General features: G+C 36.4%; 16 protein-coding genes. 4 read left to right on the top strand and 12 right to left on the bottom strand.

The window, feature by feature from the left end:
• Nucleotides 1-33 precede the first annotated feature (33 nt).
• Entirely contained in the window at nucleotides 34-1389 is a 1356-nt protein-coding gene (locus HMPREF1477_RS07200) for a lyase family protein (protein ID WP_016476392.1), read from the top strand.
• A gap of 107 nt (nucleotides 1390-1496) precedes the next feature.
• Here HMPREF1477_RS07200 and HMPREF1477_RS07195 read toward each other — a convergent pair whose 3' ends face one another.
• The 10 genes from HMPREF1477_RS07195 to HMPREF1477_RS07140 form a co-directional block, all read right to left on the bottom strand.
• On the bottom strand, nucleotides 1497-1766 hold the full coding sequence (locus HMPREF1477_RS07195; RefSeq protein WP_016476391.1) for a hypothetical protein: 270 nt from the start codon (nucleotides 1764-1766) through the stop codon (nucleotides 1497-1499).
• A gap of 117 nt (nucleotides 1767-1883) precedes the next feature.
• Nucleotides 1884-2717, bottom strand: a complete 834-nt coding sequence (locus HMPREF1477_RS07190) for a hypothetical protein (RefSeq protein WP_016476390.1) — start codon at nucleotides 2715-2717, stop codon at nucleotides 1884-1886.
• A 258-nt stretch (nucleotides 2718-2975) separates the two neighbouring features.
• On the bottom strand, nucleotides 2976-3731 hold the full coding sequence (istB, locus tag HMPREF1477_RS07180; protein ID WP_005382493.1) for an IS21-like element helper ATPase IstB: 756 nt from the start codon (nucleotides 3729-3731) through the stop codon (nucleotides 2976-2978).
• Nucleotides 3715-4923, bottom strand: a complete 1209-nt coding sequence (gene istA, locus HMPREF1477_RS07175) for an IS21 family transposase (RefSeq protein WP_232197182.1) — start codon at nucleotides 4921-4923, stop codon at nucleotides 3715-3717. Before istA ends, istB begins: the two co-directional genes overlap by 17 nt.
• Nucleotides 4924-5377: 454 nt before the next feature.
• Nucleotides 5378-6376, bottom strand: coding sequence for a hypothetical protein (locus HMPREF1477_RS07170; protein ID WP_016476387.1), 999 nt, complete (start codon nucleotides 6374-6376; stop codon nucleotides 5378-5380).
• A 110-nt stretch (nucleotides 6377-6486) separates the two neighbouring features.
• A complete protein-coding gene (locus HMPREF1477_RS07165; protein ID WP_232197180.1) occupies nucleotides 6487-6864 on the bottom strand; it encodes a hypothetical protein in 378 nt (125 codons plus the stop codon).
• 73 nt (nucleotides 6865-6937) lie between these two features.
• Nucleotides 6938-7147: a hypothetical protein gene (locus HMPREF1477_RS07160; protein ID WP_038148229.1), complete on the bottom strand. Its 210-nt coding sequence runs from the start codon at nucleotides 7145-7147 to the stop codon at nucleotides 6938-6940.
• Between the two features lie 720 nt (nucleotides 7148-7867).
• On the bottom strand, nucleotides 7868-9049 hold the full coding sequence (locus tag HMPREF1477_RS07150; RefSeq protein WP_005384498.1) for a metallophosphoesterase: 1182 nt from the start codon (nucleotides 9047-9049) through the stop codon (nucleotides 7868-7870).
• Between the two features lie 69 nt (nucleotides 9050-9118).
• Complete coding sequence (mutY, locus tag HMPREF1477_RS07145) at nucleotides 9119-10219, bottom strand: A/G-specific adenine glycosylase (RefSeq protein WP_038148122.1); 1101 nt, start codon at nucleotides 10217-10219, stop codon at nucleotides 9119-9121.
• Between the two features lie 52 nt (nucleotides 10220-10271).
• Nucleotides 10272-10793 (bottom strand): 8-oxo-dGTP diphosphatase, encoded by a 522-nt coding sequence (locus tag HMPREF1477_RS07140; protein WP_016476381.1) that lies wholly within the window; start codon nucleotides 10791-10793, stop codon nucleotides 10272-10274.
• Nucleotides 10794-10902: 109 nt separating this feature from the next.
• Between HMPREF1477_RS07140 and HMPREF1477_RS07135 the strand changes: the two genes are divergently transcribed.
• The 3 genes from HMPREF1477_RS07135 to HMPREF1477_RS07125 all read left to right on the top strand — a co-directional run bounded on the left by HMPREF1477_RS07135 (nucleotide 10903) and on the right by HMPREF1477_RS07125 (nucleotide 12835).
• Nucleotides 10903-11673: a DUF4931 domain-containing protein gene (locus tag HMPREF1477_RS07135; protein ID WP_005384501.1), complete on the top strand. Its 771-nt coding sequence runs from the start codon at nucleotides 10903-10905 to the stop codon at nucleotides 11671-11673.
• Nucleotides 11674-11724: 51 nt separating this feature from the next.
• Complete coding sequence (locus HMPREF1477_RS07130; protein ID WP_016476380.1) at nucleotides 11725-12534, top strand: metallophosphoesterase; 810 nt, start codon at nucleotides 11725-11727, stop codon at nucleotides 12532-12534.
• 70 nt (nucleotides 12535-12604) lie between these two features.
• The gene (locus HMPREF1477_RS07125) at nucleotides 12605-12835 is read left to right on the top strand and encodes a hypothetical protein (protein ID WP_005378024.1); all 231 of its coding nucleotides are present in this window, start codon (nucleotides 12605-12607) and stop codon (nucleotides 12833-12835) included.
• A gap of 262 nt (nucleotides 12836-13097) precedes the next feature.
• On the opposite strand, the gene HMPREF1477_RS07120 is transcribed toward HMPREF1477_RS07125, so the two are convergent.
• Entirely contained in the window at nucleotides 13098-13985 is an 888-nt protein-coding gene (locus tag HMPREF1477_RS07120; RefSeq protein WP_016476379.1) for an immunity protein YezG family protein, read from the bottom strand.
• 11 nt (nucleotides 13986-13996) lie between these two features.
• Nucleotides 13997-19888, bottom strand: a 5892-nt coding sequence (locus HMPREF1477_RS07115; RefSeq protein WP_016476378.1) for a hemagglutinin repeat-containing protein, incomplete at its 5' end; no start/stop codon positions are given.

Genomic DNA, 19888 nt, shown 5'->3' with positions numbered 1-19888 from the left:
GTCGGCATGTCTTTTAAGGAGGTTGTAAACATTATGGAAACAAGAATTGAATATGATTCAATGGGACCAGTCGAAGTCGACGCTAGACGAATTTACGGACCTCAAACGCAACGCTCGTTCAATAACTTTAAGATCGGTGACCACCGCATCCCTATTGAACAAATCAAAGCGCTTGCGCTTGTCAAAAAAGCATGTGCTTTAACCAATGCAAAATGTGGCGCAGTAACTGAGGAAAAAGCGAAACTCATTGCTCAAGTAGTAGATGAAATCGTAGATGGCAAATGGGATGAGGAATTCCCATTGACCGTATTCCAAACAGGCTCTGGCACACAAACAAACATGAATGTGAACGAAGTTATCGCTCACCGGGCTAAACAGTTAGATGAAGCTAATCCACTTCATCCTAACGACGATGTAAACCGCGGCCAAAGTACAAATGATACATTCCCAACAGCAATGCATATCTGTGCGTACTTTGAAATTACAAAACGCGTAATTCCTGCATTGGACGGCCTTATTGTATCCTTTGAAAAATTGCAAGAAAAAGGTAAAGGCTTGCAAAAGGTTGGTCGTACTCACCTACAAGATGCTACTTTCATCATGGTGGACCAAGAAATTAGCGCCTTTGTAGACGGCCTAAAAACGGCTAAAACTATGCTCCTTCAAAATGCTGATTACCTACTCGACGTTGCCCTTGGCGGCACTGCCGTTGGTACTGGTGTAAACACACCTAAGGGCTATCTAGACGTTATGGAAACTGTATTACCAGAGGTAACAGGCGCTCCATTCCGCGTTAAAAACAACAAATTCCAAGGCCTATCCTTGAAAGATGCTTTCATGATGGCTCACGGTGCACTTAACACATTGGCTACTACATTGTTTAAGATTGCGAACGATGTTCGTTTCTTAGGATCTGGTCCTCGCTGTGGCTATGGCGAATGGCATCTTCCTGAAAACGAACCAGGTTCCTCCATCATGCCAGGTAAGGTTAACCCTACCCAATGCGAAGCCCTTGCTATGGTATGTGCCCAAGTATTCGGTATCAATACAACTATGACGCTTTGTGCAGGCAGTGGCGCATTCCAATTGAACGTGTACATGCCTATCATGATCTATGATTTTGTTGAAAGCTGTCGCCTCCTCGCAGATGCGATGAATTCCTTCACAACACACTGCATCGACGGTGTAGAATTTGTACCTGAAAAACTTAAATTCTTCGTAGAACAATCCCTTATGATTGCTACCTCTTTAACACCATACATCGGCTACGATAAGAGTGCTAAGGTCGTAAAAGAAGCGTACAAACGCGGTTGCTCTATCAAAGAAATCATCTTGGAAGAAAAACTCATGACCGAAGACGAATTCGCTGAAGCAGTTCGCATGAAATAAACCTCTCACATCTCTTTGACATATCTATAACATCCTCTCATACCTCAAATGAACGGAAAATAAAAGGACGCAATAGTTCTAAATCATTCAGTATATACTACTGAAAATTAGACTATAGCGTCCTTTTTTGTTTCAACTGCATCATAATTTTCACTACTAGGTATATAATATATTCCAATCAAAGAAATCCCCATAACAACTGAAGACCAAAAGAATAATACAAATATCGAAACGACTTCATGAAGTAAACCAAACCCAAGCCATATAGACATACCTAACATTGCCACAATTCTAGCTAATGAAAGCTTACCTTCATGAGTAATTAATTTGTATGCAAAAAATATTATTCCTATTATTATAATTAAGTCCTGAAGCATTACCTATCTATATCCTTTTTTAATCAGATTTAATTTTATCTGTAGCACACGCTCACTCACCGTAACAGATACACAAAAGAACCGACATTTCTAGCAACGACTTTCTAAATATAAATCTTATAATAACACTACATGATTAGGTATCTTATCAAATGGAATTATATATTCTGAAAGACTTGTTAATTCTTCCAAATCATTATGGCTTATAACATATAAATGAAGTCCATCATCTTTTTCAACTATATCAACTCGCCCACCATACCATGGTCTTTTATATGATAATATCTTGCTTTTTATATCTCCATTGAGATTAAAAATCTGTAATTGATTCTCTGCAACAGCTAAACCATATTTATCAGTCACAAATACGTCAAAATACAGAACAGAAATAGGGTTTTGAATCTGAATCTTTTTAAGATCATCTAATATCGTAATATTATTTGTATCCAAACACACTAATTTTTCATTATGAGGAAATGACTCTCTTATTTCACTTTCATAAACAAAATATGCAAATTTTTCATCATAGTCTGCTATTTCATCTATAATACGAACAGAATAATCAATCAATGACAAAGATACTATGCCTTTATTGGTACGCATTAAAATTATGTCATCACTAAATTTATATAACTGATAAAAATAGAATTCCTTAATATTTTTTGGAATAGGTATTAACTTAACAAAATGGGCATCAATATCTACAAAGCAAAAAAACGACTCTAACTTAAATACAATTTTATTTCTCACCATATCTGTGTAAATTGCTTCAATAAGTAATAATTGTTCGCCTATATAAATTCTATTAACTTCTCTCCACTCCAGGTCCAAAACAATTAAACCATTAAGTTTATCATTTATAATCATATAATTTACACATCGCAAAGCAAAAATTATAACATTTTCTGGACTTGGACTTTTTATCTGCTTAATAGGTTCTAATTCTATCATCTACATTCCTTCTATAGTTTCATTAGATTATAATTCAGGCCTTTTTACATTAAAAGTAATCCACACTCTCTCTGCGCTATAATATCTTTTAAACTCCTCCCATTTATTAACAGATTTTCTAATAATGGTAAAAAATCATTACATTCTGCTAAAAGCTCCTCATCTTTCCAGAGTTGCCATAACGCCCCATAAGTAACAATCCCATATGTGTAAATGTCAATATAAGAATGTACAATTTTGACGATGTACAATGTACAGTTATTCCTTCTGTTGCATATGGTTTCGTAACCGGTATGAATCTCCAGTTATGCTAATCACATGTGCATGGTGAAGTAATCGATCAACAATAGCATTAGCTACTCGCTCATCATGTAAAATGGTAGCCCACTCATCAAAATTAATGTTAGACGTTACGATGGTACTTTTCTTTTCGTACCGTCTATCAATAATTTGAAATAGTAAGTTAGCATCACCTGGTTGTAACGGTAAATAGCCAATTTCATCAATGATGAGTAATTGGTAGCGTGCATAATGCTTGAGCCGAGTTTCTAATCGTCCTTCATCTTTTGCACTCTTAAGGTTTTGAATTAAATCATGGCATTTAATAAAATAGGTGCTTCGTCTGTTACGAGAGCTTTCAATACCTAGTGATGTAGCTAAATGTGTTTTCCCAACTCCGCTAGAGCCAAGAAATACAATGTTTTCAGCTTGTTCCATGAATCCTAATGATGCTAAATCCTTAATTTGCATTTCGTTAATTTGTGGTTGAAATGAAAATTCAAAATCAGCTAGTGTTTTCAAATGAGGAAAATTACTAATTTTCACCATATGGTTAATTACGTTTTGTCGTTTAATATCAACTTCGTAATCACTCAGCTTCAATAACCACTCAATATGAGATAAGCTCTGTGTATTAGCTAATTCAATTGTTTCATCTAGGTGTAACATGCATTGTTTTAGTTTTAGATATGCTAGATTATCTTGTAAGCGTTGGTAATTAGTCTGTAGTGTCATAGATAGCTCCTATCTTTTCCAAATTAGATTTTGCTTTAGCTTTCACATCTTCAGAACTTAGATAAGGAATTGTTTTCTGCAATTGTGCCTCATAATGAGAAGGCAAATAGTTAACCTTCTTATCACTTAATGGGTGCTGTGCAATCAATTCTGTGCTATCATATATGTATAGCATCTTATCTATGGTCTTTAAGGTCATAGATTTGGCCACATATCCTGGCGGTACAGAATAGTGGCTACCACGAAAGCTAATGAGATTACTTGCTGAAACCTTAGCTTTTGGGTGATCTATGCGGTAGGAATCTCTTATCACTTTTGTTGGAAGTGGGGTAAGAGATTCCTTTTCTTTTTCAAGCAGTGCAGACGGTATTTGTCTTGTAGCTTGAGAAATCGCTAGATTACTACGTAAAATAATTTTTTGAATCTGTTCTTCCACTTCTTGTATTGTTAATTTTCCTTGGTACGCATGAATTTCATCTAGAATTTTCATTTGGCTTTCTACTTTGCCTTTTGTTTGTGGACGGCGCGCCATACACGGCTTAAATGTAAAGCCAAAGTCACTTGAAAATTGTTCCGCTTTGGTATGAAGCTGTCCTTTAGTTCCAGCTAGCCTCGGTTGTACCATCACGGTTTTCATATTATCTGTTAATAGTACATGCGGAACACCTTGTAATTGTTCAAAGAATTCTACCAATGTATCTTGTAGTGTTTCAGTAGTACTATCGAAAGTGACCTTTGCTAATTTGTATCGAGAATAGCCTAATGTCATCAGCAATATATTAAAAGTTATGTGTGTGCCATCATGCAATAGGAATTTAATATTCTCTTTCCAATCAACTTGAGCCTGTTCAGCTGGTGCGGTTTCAAAACGAATCGTATGCTGCATACTAGGCGATGTATGTTTTCTATCAAAATAGGATTGAAATACTGGTATCTTTAAAATATAACCGCGAAATGTAGAGTAAGCAGCTGTGAGTCCATGGTTATCTACCAAGTATTGCCACAAGACACGCTTATAATAAAATTGTTGGGGTGTATCATCAGATAATAAAGTCTGTATTACGTCATAAAATTTATCAATCATAGATGGTTTATGACGATGTGGATCAGGCGTTCCATTTTCATAATGAGATTTTATGGTGCGTCTATCATAGCCTAATTCACGACCTAGTAAACTATAATTAGGTTTCAAATTGCAAACCTCCAGAATGTCCCTTAATAATGGTAAGTCTAATAATGATGTTACAGTAAATGAACTGTTAATAGCGTATACGTATTGCATGTTGTTATCACCTCAACTATAGTATCGGTGATACAATTAAAATTGTACATTCTTATATCATCATTTTTGTACATTCTTAGAGTATCATTTACACCCATATGTGGAATCATTATAATATATTTCTAACTCTCTGTTACACCTCAAACCTTCAATAACTTCATCATATAAAGAAGCATCTGAGTCACTCATTGATGTTTATTCCTCCATAATTTATCTCGTCGAATATGCTCTCTACCAATTACCATATAAATACTGATATTAAAATTATTACGCTTGCCATTTTCAAACCATTTGCTTAATTAACGTGAAAAGGGGGGCAGATGAAATATAAGTTTATCAGATTCCATCCCAACCCCTCTTTTAGTTATAAAGGATAATAAAAGATTAAGTTACTTTCCTGATCATATACGGCCGAAGTTTTATTATATAACAAGTATAGTACGTATATATTAATTAAAGGCACAAACAAACATAAAAGCCAGAAAACACTACTATTGCTATCTATCAATCGTCTACACACCATAGTAATTACAGTATATGTAAGATAAATGTATAACGCATATCTTAAAATGGATGGCTCAATCGTATAAGTTACAACAAAGTTATACATAATAAAAGCTAAAAACACATTAAACATATGCCACTGACGAACAGTACTACGACCATAAAACCATAGACTATCTATTAAAATACTTTTATAAATATCAACCCAGAAAGGATAGTTATCTTGACGGCTATAATACAACTTTAAAGTCTTAATCTGTCCATCGGTTAAATCATTTCTGTTTCCCCACCATACATCAATAACTTTATTATCAAAAATAATCCCATTAGTTTCAATAACATTATGGTTAGACCATAATTTGTCAATTCCAAATGTAAAAAGTAGAAGAGTCCCGAACAAAAAAGGAAAGAACAATTCAGGTGTATCTACGCTCCATAGTACCTCATTCCCCAATATATAGTCAGTAGTGCTTGCAAACCTAAAATTAGAACTAGAAATAGTAATACTATTCCCCAGTAGCAAAACCACTATTATAAAAATTATTATAACGACATTAAGCCAATTAAAAAATTCTTTTTTATAATAATTCAATCGCATGTAATTTGTAATAAAAACGAAAAGAACATAAAGAGTATGCCCTACATAAAATAACATATTGTAGTACTCTTGATGATATGTTTTATCAAAAAGAACAGAACACATAAATATATTTGCTTCTATACCTAATAAAACTAAAATATTTATTGAAAGATAAGTTTGTATATTCATTGTAAGTATTTTAAATTTACTTACATATTGAATTAACTCTACTACTTCAATCTTAAACTTACTAAATTCATCAACTAAAAACTGTCTCATACTTCTTAATCTTCATCTAAATAACAATGATTTAATAAATCTACTATCCTATCAAGCCACTGCTTTTGCGTAAATTAAAACCTATAAAAATACTATATCAAGCAAAAGCACTAAAAATCATCATATTGACTCATGACGCAATATACATCAAATTGACGTGGCTGCATCGATCCACTCGTTACTTTTATTACTTCATTCTCCCAATATGGTAATACTTCTTCCCAAAAGACTGACATAGCTAAGGATTGTAATGTTAGGTTTCTACAAAATAACTCATCAATATTTTTAAAGATTATTAGAATAGATTTATTTCTATCCCAAAATGCTAAATCTCTCATCCAATCGGAAAAAGCAGCCCAATTATCAACCCGTGTAGGAAAGTTAAAATATAATCCGAAATAAAACCAGAACTTATCTTCTGTTGTTATATCTTTACAATCAAGCTCTAAAACAGAATCATAGTTATTACGTAGATTATCCATTTCCATAAATCCGTCATAAGAGACATATGTTAATTTATTGATATAGTTCACTTGTTGGTAACCTCTATTTATTCAGAACTCAGAAAATATACAAAGATTTTTCATCATACAGTTCATTAGCAAAAATATCGCTTATTGTATATCCTTCTAAGCAGGGTATCGTTAAAAAAGTATCTAAATCAGGTTCTTTAATGACACATTCATCATTAACCCAAAATTCCCAAATAACATTATTTGGAGTTATAAAACATTCTAATCCTTTATATGAAAATTCAATTTCTTCATTCATAGCCAAGTAACTTCGTATTTCATTCAATCGATTCATGGTTTTGTTGATAGCTCCCTCTATTAGTCCAAATATATTTATAGAGTTGTGATTGTCTTTCTACATAAAAATATTATCCATCTTGAAATTTTCTTTTCTACATACGATATTAAATAAACCATCAGAAAGGCGTATCAAGAAATGTTCTATATCTTTTTATTATTATCATCAGTTAAGACTAACTTGATACTATCTAAATCATAAGTAAACGAAGTTATATCCAAAAAAACAGTATTAGCCAAAATTTTATATGCTGGAATCCATATGTTGTTCATTATATCCTCACTGTTTTCTTTTACGTCCTAAATATTTATAAACATAACCCCAACCAAAATAAAATACTAATATTGTGATATAAGAAGCAATGAAGAAATAAATATCATTTTCATCTTCTATTATTTCAGGATTTATAATTAGACTAACGGTCATACCTATAAAAAGAAAGATGAATATACCTCGCACAAAATAATTATAGATTTTTAAAAACATATATTTACTCCCACAATAAAAACTATACTTTCACAACACAATTAAAATTTCAATTCTAATATATCACAACTCTTATATAACTTCATATAATAAAACGAGGTATCGTATTCCAAATACAATACCTCGTTTTATTATGAACTTTAATCATCTAAAATTGCTTAAATATTATAGCTATTAATATAGCAAAGCCACTACCTAAGCTACTCCGTCAAAGAACGTAATGACCGTAATTTCTCTCGGACAGTTAATACGAATAGGGAACCAATGTCCAGATCCATTATTTACGTAACATACGCTATTTTTCTCTGTATAGCGTCCTTTTACATATGGTGTACCAATCGGTACCCAAGGCATGCCAAAGAGGATAATTTGTCCGCCATGGGTATGTCCGGACAATGTAAGTGGCACATTGCGTTCGATCGCTTCATCAAAGAATTCTGGATGGTGAGCCAATAGAATAACAAAAGCATTATTAGGGATACCGGATAAGGCCTTATCAATCATGGCTTCACGATTTTCTTTGCGACGTTCATTGTCATAGGATACGCCAGCAATATAGACCGGTTGTTTACCACCCATGATTTGGATGTTGTCATTAATCAGTACGTTTAATGGCGTTTTTGTTTTAATATCATCGACGATTTTATTGACATCATGATGGAATTCATGATTGCCAAGGATATAGTCTACGCCATCTGGAATTTGTTTTGCAAATACCTTTAAGCGATCACAGACTTCAGGTAACCATTGTATCTTATCGATAAGATCACCGGTGATGACAACGCGGTTTGGGTGTTCTAATAGTGTTAATCGCAATATTTCGTCAAAGTCATCTAGGTCGATACTTGGCCCAATATGGATATCACTGAGTTGTACAATCTTATAGTCTGCAAGCCCTGACGGTAGATTGGTATAACCAAAGCTTTCATGGGTCACAACGATTTCTCGTTGTCCTTCATAGGCAGCATAACCAGCGCCACCCATAGTGGCCAAAGGTACAAGGGTACCTACGGTTCTAAAGAAAGCACGGCGTCCTGTCCGTTCTTCGACGGGAACCTTATGGGAGATACGGTTTACCAGTGCATAAATCAAGGCCAATATGATGAAAACTGGTATACACAAGAATATGGCGAATACTACGCCATAGCTTTCCGTTCTAAACAAGTTAAGCCATTCATACCAAGGCGTGCCGTATAGATCAACTTGGTATAAGAAATAGTATCGTACCGCGCAGAACCAACCAGCGACTACCAAAATATAGGCCAGCCACGCAGGCCACAGTTTTTTCGGTTTCCATAAATAGAGGTACAAGCCCCAAAAGCCTAGAAAGGCTATGGCTAGCACCACAAGAAACACAATATTTATAATTAATTGCATATACGCTCCTAACTGTATATCAAGTAATGGCTAATACATTGAGACAAAATCAGTGTTCGTCTCATAAATTTATTCTACAATAGGACATAATTCTGTCAATTTACCATGAGGTCCCGCCCAAGCATAGTCGGCGAATTCCTCCCGTTTGATGAGCATCCAATCCTTCGGTAATTGCTTTTGTATCGATTCTATTGATGTATGAGATCCAGTATACAGCAAATCGCCTCGAAAGGCCTTCATAAACCATTTGCGATGAGAAAATACATGAGTTAATTCTTTCACAATAACTGGTTGCAAGGATAAACCAAAGCCCAATGCCTCTACAAGCTCAGTTAAACCAGATTCTGCCGCATCATAAGAATCCGCATTTTCTACAGATGGAAATTCCCACATGGAGCGCAACAGGCCTCGATTAGGGCGTTTATGTAGCAAATAATAGTCGCCATAACTAAGGATGCCTACAAAAACAGGCACATCTACAACCTTTGTTTTCTTGATACGCACAGGCAATTGATCGGTTACATTATGTTGGTACGCATGACACATATTGACGATAGGGCACTCACCGCAACGTGGCGTCTTAGGGATACATACGGCTGAACCAAAATCCATCAAGGCTTGGTTAAAATCACCCGGTCTATCATGAGGCAACGTATCCTCTACAATAGCAGTTATGGCCTTCTTGCCCTTTGTACCCAAAATATCATCGAATATGCCGTACAAACGAGCATAGATACGCAACACATTGCCATCAACGGCCACCTCTGGCTCGCCATATGCCATAGATAACACAGCGCCGGCCGTATAGGAACCGACGCCCTTCAAGGATTCCATATCCTTGCGATTATGAGGCACAACACCACCATAATTATTCACCACATCTTGTACGCCTAGACGTAGATTCCGAGCACGGCTATAATAACCAAGGCCTTGCCAAGCATGGACCACTTCATCTTCGGTGGCCTTTGCCAAATCTTCTAGTGTAGGAAATAGACGCATCCAATTATCATAATAAGGCTTCATCGCCTCAATGCGGGTCTGTTGGCTCATCACCTCAGATACCCACACCTTATAAGGGTCACCGCAGTCACGCCACGGCAAATCCCGTTTATTTACATCATACCACGCCAACAACTGTGGCACCCACTTGGGGTTATTCATCTCTTTCATAGTTCCTCAATATAGGTGTATGTGAAAGCACATCCTATACTTTCACTACACTCTATTCATTAATATATATATCGATACGAGCCAACAATTCACTTTCCATGACTGTGTCGACCTCTGTTAAACGCATGTCCACAACATGACTGTTATCTGGACCAAATCGGATAGGCCCTTTCAACAACTTGCCCTCTAATAGCATAGGAAGCCACGTACGGTCCCCTTCCCACATATGCTCATAAGGGACATCGGCGAATGTAAACCAATGCGGTTCCATCTCGTCTGATTCAATAGGGTTTACATCGGTAACGCGCACAAAATATACATAGCCCACATGGGTTAGACTTTCATCATAAGGAAACTGAAAGTCAAAAAGGGCTACGCATTCTAGATTAGACGCATCAACGCGTATGCCCGATTCCTCATATAATTCGCGCACGGCGCATTGGCGAAAGCTTTCACCAGCATTGATTTTACCACCAAAGCCATTATACTTATCAGCACCAAAGCCGCGTTTTTTACGGCCTAGCAAAATTCTATGTTGTTCATCTATGGGAAATACCAAGGTTGTCGGTTTCATAAGACCTCCTATAATTTGGTAAAGATTATTAATATATTATACCATTATTTCATGTGTAATACTGTCATTTATGGTATGATTAAAGGTATGAGATGAAAGGAGGCGCACTATGAACGAACCACTTATATTTGACATTGCACTAGGGCGTACAAAGCCTGTAAATATGCGTGACGCAAGTGTGCGCTGTCCATTCTGCGACCGGTCAAAGTTAACAGATATTTTGGCACAAGATGGTCACATCATATGGCTCATGAATAAATATCCTGTTTTGCAGGACACTTGGCCTACGGTCATCGTTGAAACAGAAGGTGACCAAGGCGAACTATCCACCCTTTCCGTTGATGATGCAACACGGATCATTCAATTCGGTCTAGATAAATGGCATGAAACGATTGCTACAAAGGAATATAAATCCGTTCTATTCTTTAAAAACCATGGCCCCATGTCGGGCGGTTCCATTCGACATCCGCACAGCCAAATTATAGGCCTACGCAACTACGATTATCACGAGGACATTACGGTCAAGAACATGAATGGTTGGCTATTACACGAAGATCAAGATATCCGCATCACCTTATCCAAACACCCTATTATTGGATTCTTTGAATACAATTTGCGGTATAAACCTGATGCGCCGGTCCGCTCCATCGCCATGCGCTTACAACAGACCATACGCTATGTGCTAGATAGCTTAGCAAAATTCTCTCAATCGTACAACTATTTCTTCTATCAACTAGAAGATGGTTACGAATATATCAAGGTGATTCCTCGCTATATCACAACGCCGCTCTACGTGGGTTATAAAATTCCACAAACGTGCAATGATGAACGAGCTGCGAAAATTTTACAGAATATTACACCCTATTTTGAATTGAAATAAGAACCCTCTGCTACGAGTTCTGTAGGTTAGAGGACTCTAGTAAGGACATATATGAACATTTACGCCATTGGAGACCTTCATCTATCGGGCAATCCACCTACGAAGCCGATGAACATATTCGGACCCCACTGGGACAATCATTGGCAACGTATAAAAGAACATTGGCTGTCCACCGTCACCGATGAAGACATTATCTTTCTCGTAGGCGACATGAGCTGGGCTTTGCGCCTCGATGAAGCGCTCTATGACCTCAACGAAATCGCCAGCCTTCCAGGCCAAAAATTTATGATTCGCGGCAACCACGATTATTGGTGGTCCTCTGCCAACAAAATGAAAAATGCCATGGGCGATGCTATAACCTTTTTACAAGGTCACGGTACGGCCCGCTTCATCAATCTCACCACTCAGGTTAATACGCTTACTGGTGAAAGCCAGTCTACCGAACAGCAATGCATCTTAGCCTTTGGTGGCACCCGCGGATATATTTGTCCTGATGATGCTAGCTTTGAACCGGATACAGATCAATCTATCTATGACAGAGAAGTTATGCGTACCGAAGCGGCATTACAAGAAATGGAGCAATCAATCCAAGCATTACAAAAAAAATATGCTGAAACAGAGAATACCAGTGAACTACTACCTGTAAAGCGCATTCTATTGCTACATTATCCTCCATTTAATGAAAATAACGCCCCATCTGGCTTTACAGACCTTATGGAGCGCTATCATGTAGATATATGTATATTTGGCCATTTACATGACCAGAATTCATTCAAACGAATTCCTGCCACATATGGAAATACTAAATTAGAACTCGTTTCTGCAGATTATGCAGAATTTAAAATACAAAAAATATTGTAATCAAGATTCTTATGTTACATCATATATGAAACATTAAGGTTTATAAATACAATACGATATAAGGAGCATTATGAGTCGCATTCATAAAGAGCATTTACAAGCAGGCTATATCTTTGGCGATACAATCAATCAAGAATATATCTATTTGCCATCCGGCGAGGTGGGCACAGACCATCCATTGGCAGTCCTCGAAACGCCTACAAAACGAGAGGACCTCACATTGGATGAAGCGGTTCATATGATTGATACGCTAACATTAAAACGTTGTAGCCACCCTACATTAGGTAAAAAATCATTTTAATAGCAAAGAGTACTAGTTAGGTATAATCTGTAATGACCCCAAAAAGTCTAACTTTTTGGGGTCATTACATTTTACAAGCCTAATTTTCTTGGTGTTTCTTATATTTTAAAGGGACTGCAACTAGAATTCGGTAAACCTGCATTCTTTTACAACCCCTTTTCATTAAAGATATTTTTTAGCATACACAGGAACTATATCTAATATAAAAATCTCCCTATACTAAAAACATATGACTAGTATAAACATCAATAAATAATACAAATCATTTGTCATCATAAGAAAAATCTAAAGATAACTGACCTTCAGAAGTTAAAGTATAAACCATACTAGAGAATGGATTTTGATTGTAGAATTTAAAAGTTTCTATCATGTCTAAAATCTCATACTTTAAATCAGACATAATTTCTGAAATAATAGCAGGTTCATCATTATTGTCTTCTACATACCGTGAAATTGGGGTATTATTATCATCCCGATAAATTGAAAGTTCTACTGAAGAAAAATTATCATGACTTTCAAAATTCAATGCTACAAAAGCCCAGTCTAATGGAGTTAATTTAAATATTTTTTTCGCCAGAGCATTATAATGCTTCTCGAGCTCATCTTCCAAACTCTTATGTTCTAATCTAAAGGCCTTGTCTATGGCAGTATAATTTTTTGCTAATATACGGGATTCCATATCTTCCAACAATAAAACACCTCGAGGACCTTTTATCATTTCTTTATATACATCTGGCTCAAATTCATCTTCTCTAGCTAGAACACCAAAATTCTGATATTCCCACTTATATCTATTTTGAAGCCAACAATCATCAGTTACAGGATCATTATGAAACTCACAATATGGCTCATAATCATCGCGTGAAATATACATTGTTCCCCACGTCCATTGTTCTGTAGAAGCTTCATGAAGTAAACGTACATACGTCAAAATCTCACTAATCCCAGCTTTTATAGATTTTACTTTTTCATCACTACAATTATATAACAAATCACCATCAGTAATAATAGAACCCGAAGGAGTCTTAACATTATAACAAGCAGAACTCATTCCTGATTCTGTACATTCAAAAAACAAATAGACCTTATACCAATATTTAGGCATACACTCTACCAATATGTCTCTTATCTTATTAATATATCTATCCATATATCCTCACCTTAATTATTAGGAATGTTATGTATAACTGGACGTTCTCCATTTATACTATAGGAAAACTTAAACTCAGATGGTCGTTTGCTGCCATTCCTAATAACCTCTATTTCTACAGATACAACATTCCCTTCCATGACAGCTTTTTTTATTGCATTTTCAACTCTTCTATATTCACTTTGATTTACTACTCTATCCATAGCAACCAAATTATCTATATCACCAGAACCATTAAATATCTTTGCAATTAAATGTCCTCCTTGATCTTCACCTGGAATTCCAGTTCGCTGCACTATAGCCTTCTGTGCACTAGGTATGCGTTTAGCATCATTTAACTCTATTATGCCAGATACCTTCGTTATATTTCTATCAGCATCAGTATAATATGTATAACCATTTTTCAAATAAACAATACTAGGCTTTAACACTTTGATACCATCAACGACCTCCATATGAGTTCCATCTGTAATTCGGTTTAAGAACTGTTTTGACGGCTCTCTCTTTATAAACCCTCTTAATATACTCTTTCCCCCAAAGCCACGACCATTAAGATCTATATCTTCAGCATGCTTACTAATTCCTATTTTTTGAGCATTTAAAATTTCTGAATCAGAGAGCATTGATTCTATAATAGGATTTCCCATTATAGAATATTCTCCAGTTTCCCAATTCCATTCAGGAGTATAACCATATGACTTTCCTTGTAGCGCACGCCTATATTCAGCTGTCAAAGAATCTTTACCGTACTGATTTTTATTAAATAATCCACTAAAAAAATTCTTAGTCGAATACCAATATTTTAGAAATCGGTTTTTTAAAGTTTCAGACTCATCGAGCGATGAATTTAAACTACCATCATAATCAGTTATTGTAAATGTACGTTTCTTATCAAGAGACTGTAGATTACTATTTAAATTAACTAAATCTAAATTCTTATAAGTCTCTGGCTTATAACTCTTACCTATATCTAATATCGAAAAATAATAACCTATTAATCCTGATGTAGTTCCACCATCCTCATATACAATATCAAACATCTGTAATTTATTATCAATAGCTATACTTTTATACTTATTTGTTATCTTATCTTTTACAGAAATAACATAATAAGCACCATTTTTCATATTCCTAAGGTCAAAAGACTTTCCATCCATTGATACAATATAGTTATTTCCTTTAATTCTAGTTAGCTGATCAAATAATTCAGGTTCATACTGAAATTCATTCCATTTAGTAGCATAAGCTGACACCGCTGCCCCAGCATTTAAAGAACCGCCACTAACTTTATTAACTACACCACCTACCGTAGCACTCAACCATTGTGCTAATGCCGGATCATTATCTGCAATTTGCTTAATCTTTTCTATGAGCAATTCATTGGTCATTGTAGCTTTAAAGCCACTACCAGGTGCATTACCGGCCATACGTGCAGCCCACTCACCAATCACACCATGAGCAAAAGCTTTGGCAATCTTACCTTCTTTTGTGGTAGGTTGCCAATTATGTAATTGCTCATAAGCATTCTTAGCAAATAAACGTGCTAGTTCTTGACGTTCTTCAATTTTCTTTTTATCAAATATCTTATCTAGTTGATGTAACGTATTCTCTGTATTGGTATTAATCGTCTTAGTATCAATTTGTTTACCATCTACAGTTAGTATACCATCTGAGATTGCAGATTGAGTAGTAGAGTTTGCTTTACCTTTAGATCCTACGCCTAAATTTGGAACTAGACCAATACTGTTATAAATCTTATCATAGCCTTTTTTATCATTGCGCTTCATCTCTTCGAGTTTCTTTTTACTACCATAGTAGTTATAGCCTATCCCATTATTGCTATATGTATACTCGGCTTCATTTTGGATATCTTTCATCTCAAGAGATTTAGTAGTCAATGTATTCTTAGCTTTTGGAGCTTCACTTTTAATGACGGCACCTTCTAATGTAGTCCCATTCCCTACATGAATATCATAGCCATCTTCTCCAGCATAAATACCTGCCTGATGAGTCACGCTCTTCCATTTACTATCAATGCGTCCTACGCTAGCACTAATACTACCTGTTGGATTCTTGAAATTAGGTGTAGAGGAAACAGAGAAGCCCGCAGACTTACTGTGTTCTTTAAAGTTATCTACATCTTGTAAGCTTTGAATATGTAAATCACGACCTGTGTCTACTTCTACCTTCTTGCCAGATACGGTAGAACCAATAATATTTGTATCTCGTTTTGCTTTAAGTTGTGCTAATTCAGCTGCTTTAATCGTCGTTGGCACATAGCTTTCTTGGTGGGTATCGCCATTTTGACGAGCCATATTACCACTCGCATTAATATCGAGAAGTCCGCCACCAGTCAAACTAATACCAGCACCGACACTCCATCCAGAGCTTTTATAAGTATTCTTAACATCTACAGTATTCTTACCGGCCTCAAGATTAATATCACTAGCGCTATCTAATACTAATTTTTTAGCCTCTACTGTTTCACCAGTTAAACTAATACCAGTTTTCTGAGCATCTCGAGCCTTGATTTGTACTTCACTATCGCTAACAAGAGTCCCGCCTTGATATGTATTTGTATCTACTACTTGCCCTTGTTTTCTAGAAGTGCTGCCGATGCTTACAGATAAGTTAATAGCATCATCAATATTTTTAGCGCCTCGTTTAGCTTTACCGTCTACTTTATCAACTTTACCTGTTACGGCATCGCGTATTTTTTCTCCATGTAAAGCTGCATCTACTGCTTCATATCCATCTTGCAATTGTTTACGTGCTTCATTGAGTTCAAGAGCGGCTAAACGTTTATCATCGCGGCCACCAGCTTGTTTTATTGTACGTGTAGTATTTGTAAGTGTATTAGCTATTGCACCACCTAAGGATACGGTAAGACCAGTTTTTTTGTAGCGTTCATCGTGACTCATGTGGTTATGGTCTACATTACCATCTAATGTCACAGCAGAACCATCTAACACAGCACCGTCTTTAGCAACAATATCTGCGCTTGTAAGATGAACGTTATCATTCGCTTTGACAGTAACAGTACCTTTCGTGCTGGCAATTGTATTTCGTACAGTAGATTCTTCATGGTTAGCTTCATCTATATTGTGTTTTTCTTTGCCTATAGTAAAGCCTATCCCTGTACTACCAAGCAAACCAGATTTCTTATGACGATATACACTAGTACCATCTGTAATCGCTTTATCTGCACCAAGTTCTACCTTTCCACCAGCTGTAACATCTACTGTATGTTCGCCTATAATTTGAGCAGATTGACCGGTTACATCTTGAGCACTTGTAATCTGTATATCTTTACCACTTACTGTAGAGCCTGTTACAGCTGTAGTAGTTGCATCATCCACCGCATTGGTACTTTCACGTTTGACCAAGCTTTTCTTTTTATCTAGGTATACATGATTGACTGTACTATTTGCCTTCGCCGTATTTAATTCAACCGTATTACCAGATACTTTCACTGTGTCTGCCGCTAATAGTTGACTACCTTCAAGTTGTACAGCATCAGAGGCTACAACAGAAACATTTTTACCTTCAATGCTACTACCAACCGATGATTGTGCTTTTACAAGATCATGAGACTCCGTTGTTTGAGAGTGTCCGCCACCAGATTTACCCTTGTCAAAACGATGTTCTTCCAGTTCATGTGTAGCATTCATGGCTTTCATCGTTACATTATGGCCGGCCGCTACATGCGTATTTACATCAGAGGTAATAACACCTGCCGCCATAGATACATCTCGGCCTGCGACTACTGTTGTTTCACCAGCACCACCAATACGACCTTGATCTACACCTGTCATCGTTTCACGTCGATTGTTTCGACTATTCCACTCAATTTTGCTATTAGCTGCCTCATACTGTACGCCTGTATTAATTACATCACGTCCAGCACTAACCTTTGTAGAACCAGCCGCATTAGTTTGTGTAATGGTACCGCCTTCATTAATGACGTCTTTCTTAGCATATACAGAGACTGTATCGTTGCCTATAATAGTACCTTGTGTATTACGAACTTCATCATTCGCTATAACCGTAGTAGTATTACCTTTGATAAGCCCATTATCATTGTGAATAGTATTACCAGTAAGATTCACATCTTTATCCGCCACAATACTACCGCTATTTTTCATAGTATCAACGGAAAGGTTAATGGATTGGGCCTGTAAATTAGCTGCACCGTCTACTCGTTTTGTATTTGGGGCTAAATATAGAGTCGGTACTAGCACAGTTTCCGTTTCACCATTTGGCAATACAACAGCCTTGCTAACTAAGAGCACTACATCCTCTTTAAGATTCTTTTGCTCAGCCGCTGTTAAGCCTCTACCTAATGCAATAGATTGAGATTTTGTTACACTAATCCCTGCATCCATCAATTGGCGATATTGTTCCTCTGCTGAAAGACCAGATTGCAGTCTACTTTTACCGGTTTGACGCATAATCTCTTGCATAACGAGCTGTTGCTCATAATAGCCATCACCCAATCGTTTTTGTATATTCATAGGGTCTAATTTAAGGCGAGATAATACGTAATCAGAAGATAAGAAGTTACGACGATTTGTAAAATTTGGATCGGTTTCAATCATATAGGTAGTATTAGGATTCGTCGATAACTGACTCATACTATTTAATAAAGATGCATCTACTGTAGCATCACTTTTACTATTTTCTACATGACTACCATATACGGCAACAGGGACATCTGTAGGATTGACTATCGTATTCTTATAGTCAGCCGTTCGTATATTAGTCGTATCCCGTCCACGTCTCCTCCGACGACTATACGATGTGGCTGTACCATCTTCAGTAATATATTCATTACCCTTAGGGTTACTTTGTTCATACTGACCTACTGTACCAGTGATATCTCCAGCAGCACTAATTTGACTAGATTCATTCGTCATATGATCGACATCCATATGTAAATCCCCACCGGAAATAATCCGCCCAGGATTAGATGTATCTACCACATCTTTTTCACGAGTACGATCATATTCATACTTAGTCCAATCCTCATGATATTCACCATTTATAGAAAGTTGAAGATTCTCACGAGTATGAATAACAACCTTATCTTTTGGAATTTGCTCATGATCTAAATAGATTCGTTCTTCCGATAATTGGTATCGCTTAATGCTACCAGATGGTGCTACTTCGTTTTTAATATGCTCTTTTCCACCTACCGCTACACGTTTAAGGGTAATCCCACCATTTTTATTGTCTACAGATTTAGCATATAATGCACCACCTTGACCAAATTCAATGGTAGACGCTGTATTTACAATACGATCTATCTTACCAGACACAGTTCCTGTAGAATCCATCGTTTTACCAAGTTGTAGTTTTCCTTCGGCTTTAATCACACTACCATCAGTATTGACAATCGAATTGGTTGCTATAGATAGATCTTTTTGGGCAATCATAACAGGAGCCTCTTTAGTCTCTGTATTACCCTTTTGAATAACAGAATCGGTAGTAATCTTAGCGGTATCCACATACAATTTGCCACGATTCATCTGCTCAAAACTTTTTGTAGTAATATCTGCTTCTGTAGCAGCGATAGTACCTGTATTTTGCAATTTGCCAGTACTATCTACGGTTAACTTATTTTGTGCAGATAATACACCTTGATTATTCACACCAAAGCCATCATTGGTGCCAACTAAATACATGCTATTGGCATACATACCACCAATAGCAGCTACATCAAGGCCAACTTGACTAGATTCACCAGTTTTGTGAACATTCGTAACTTTACCAGAAGAATCTACCGAAACAGCATTCTTCCCCGTCACAACTTGAGCATCTTTCGCCCAAACTTTACCATTCAGCTGAACAGCCTCTGCTAACAAATCTGTGCGTGCTGTTTTCGATGCATTAAGGCCTTTTTC

The sequence above is a fragment of the Veillonella sp. HPA0037 genome, assembly GCF_000411535.1.
Lineage (GTDB): Bacteria > Bacillota > Negativicutes > Veillonellales > Veillonellaceae > Veillonella > Veillonella atypica.
This window is presented reverse-complemented; position numbering and strand designations above follow the sequence as displayed.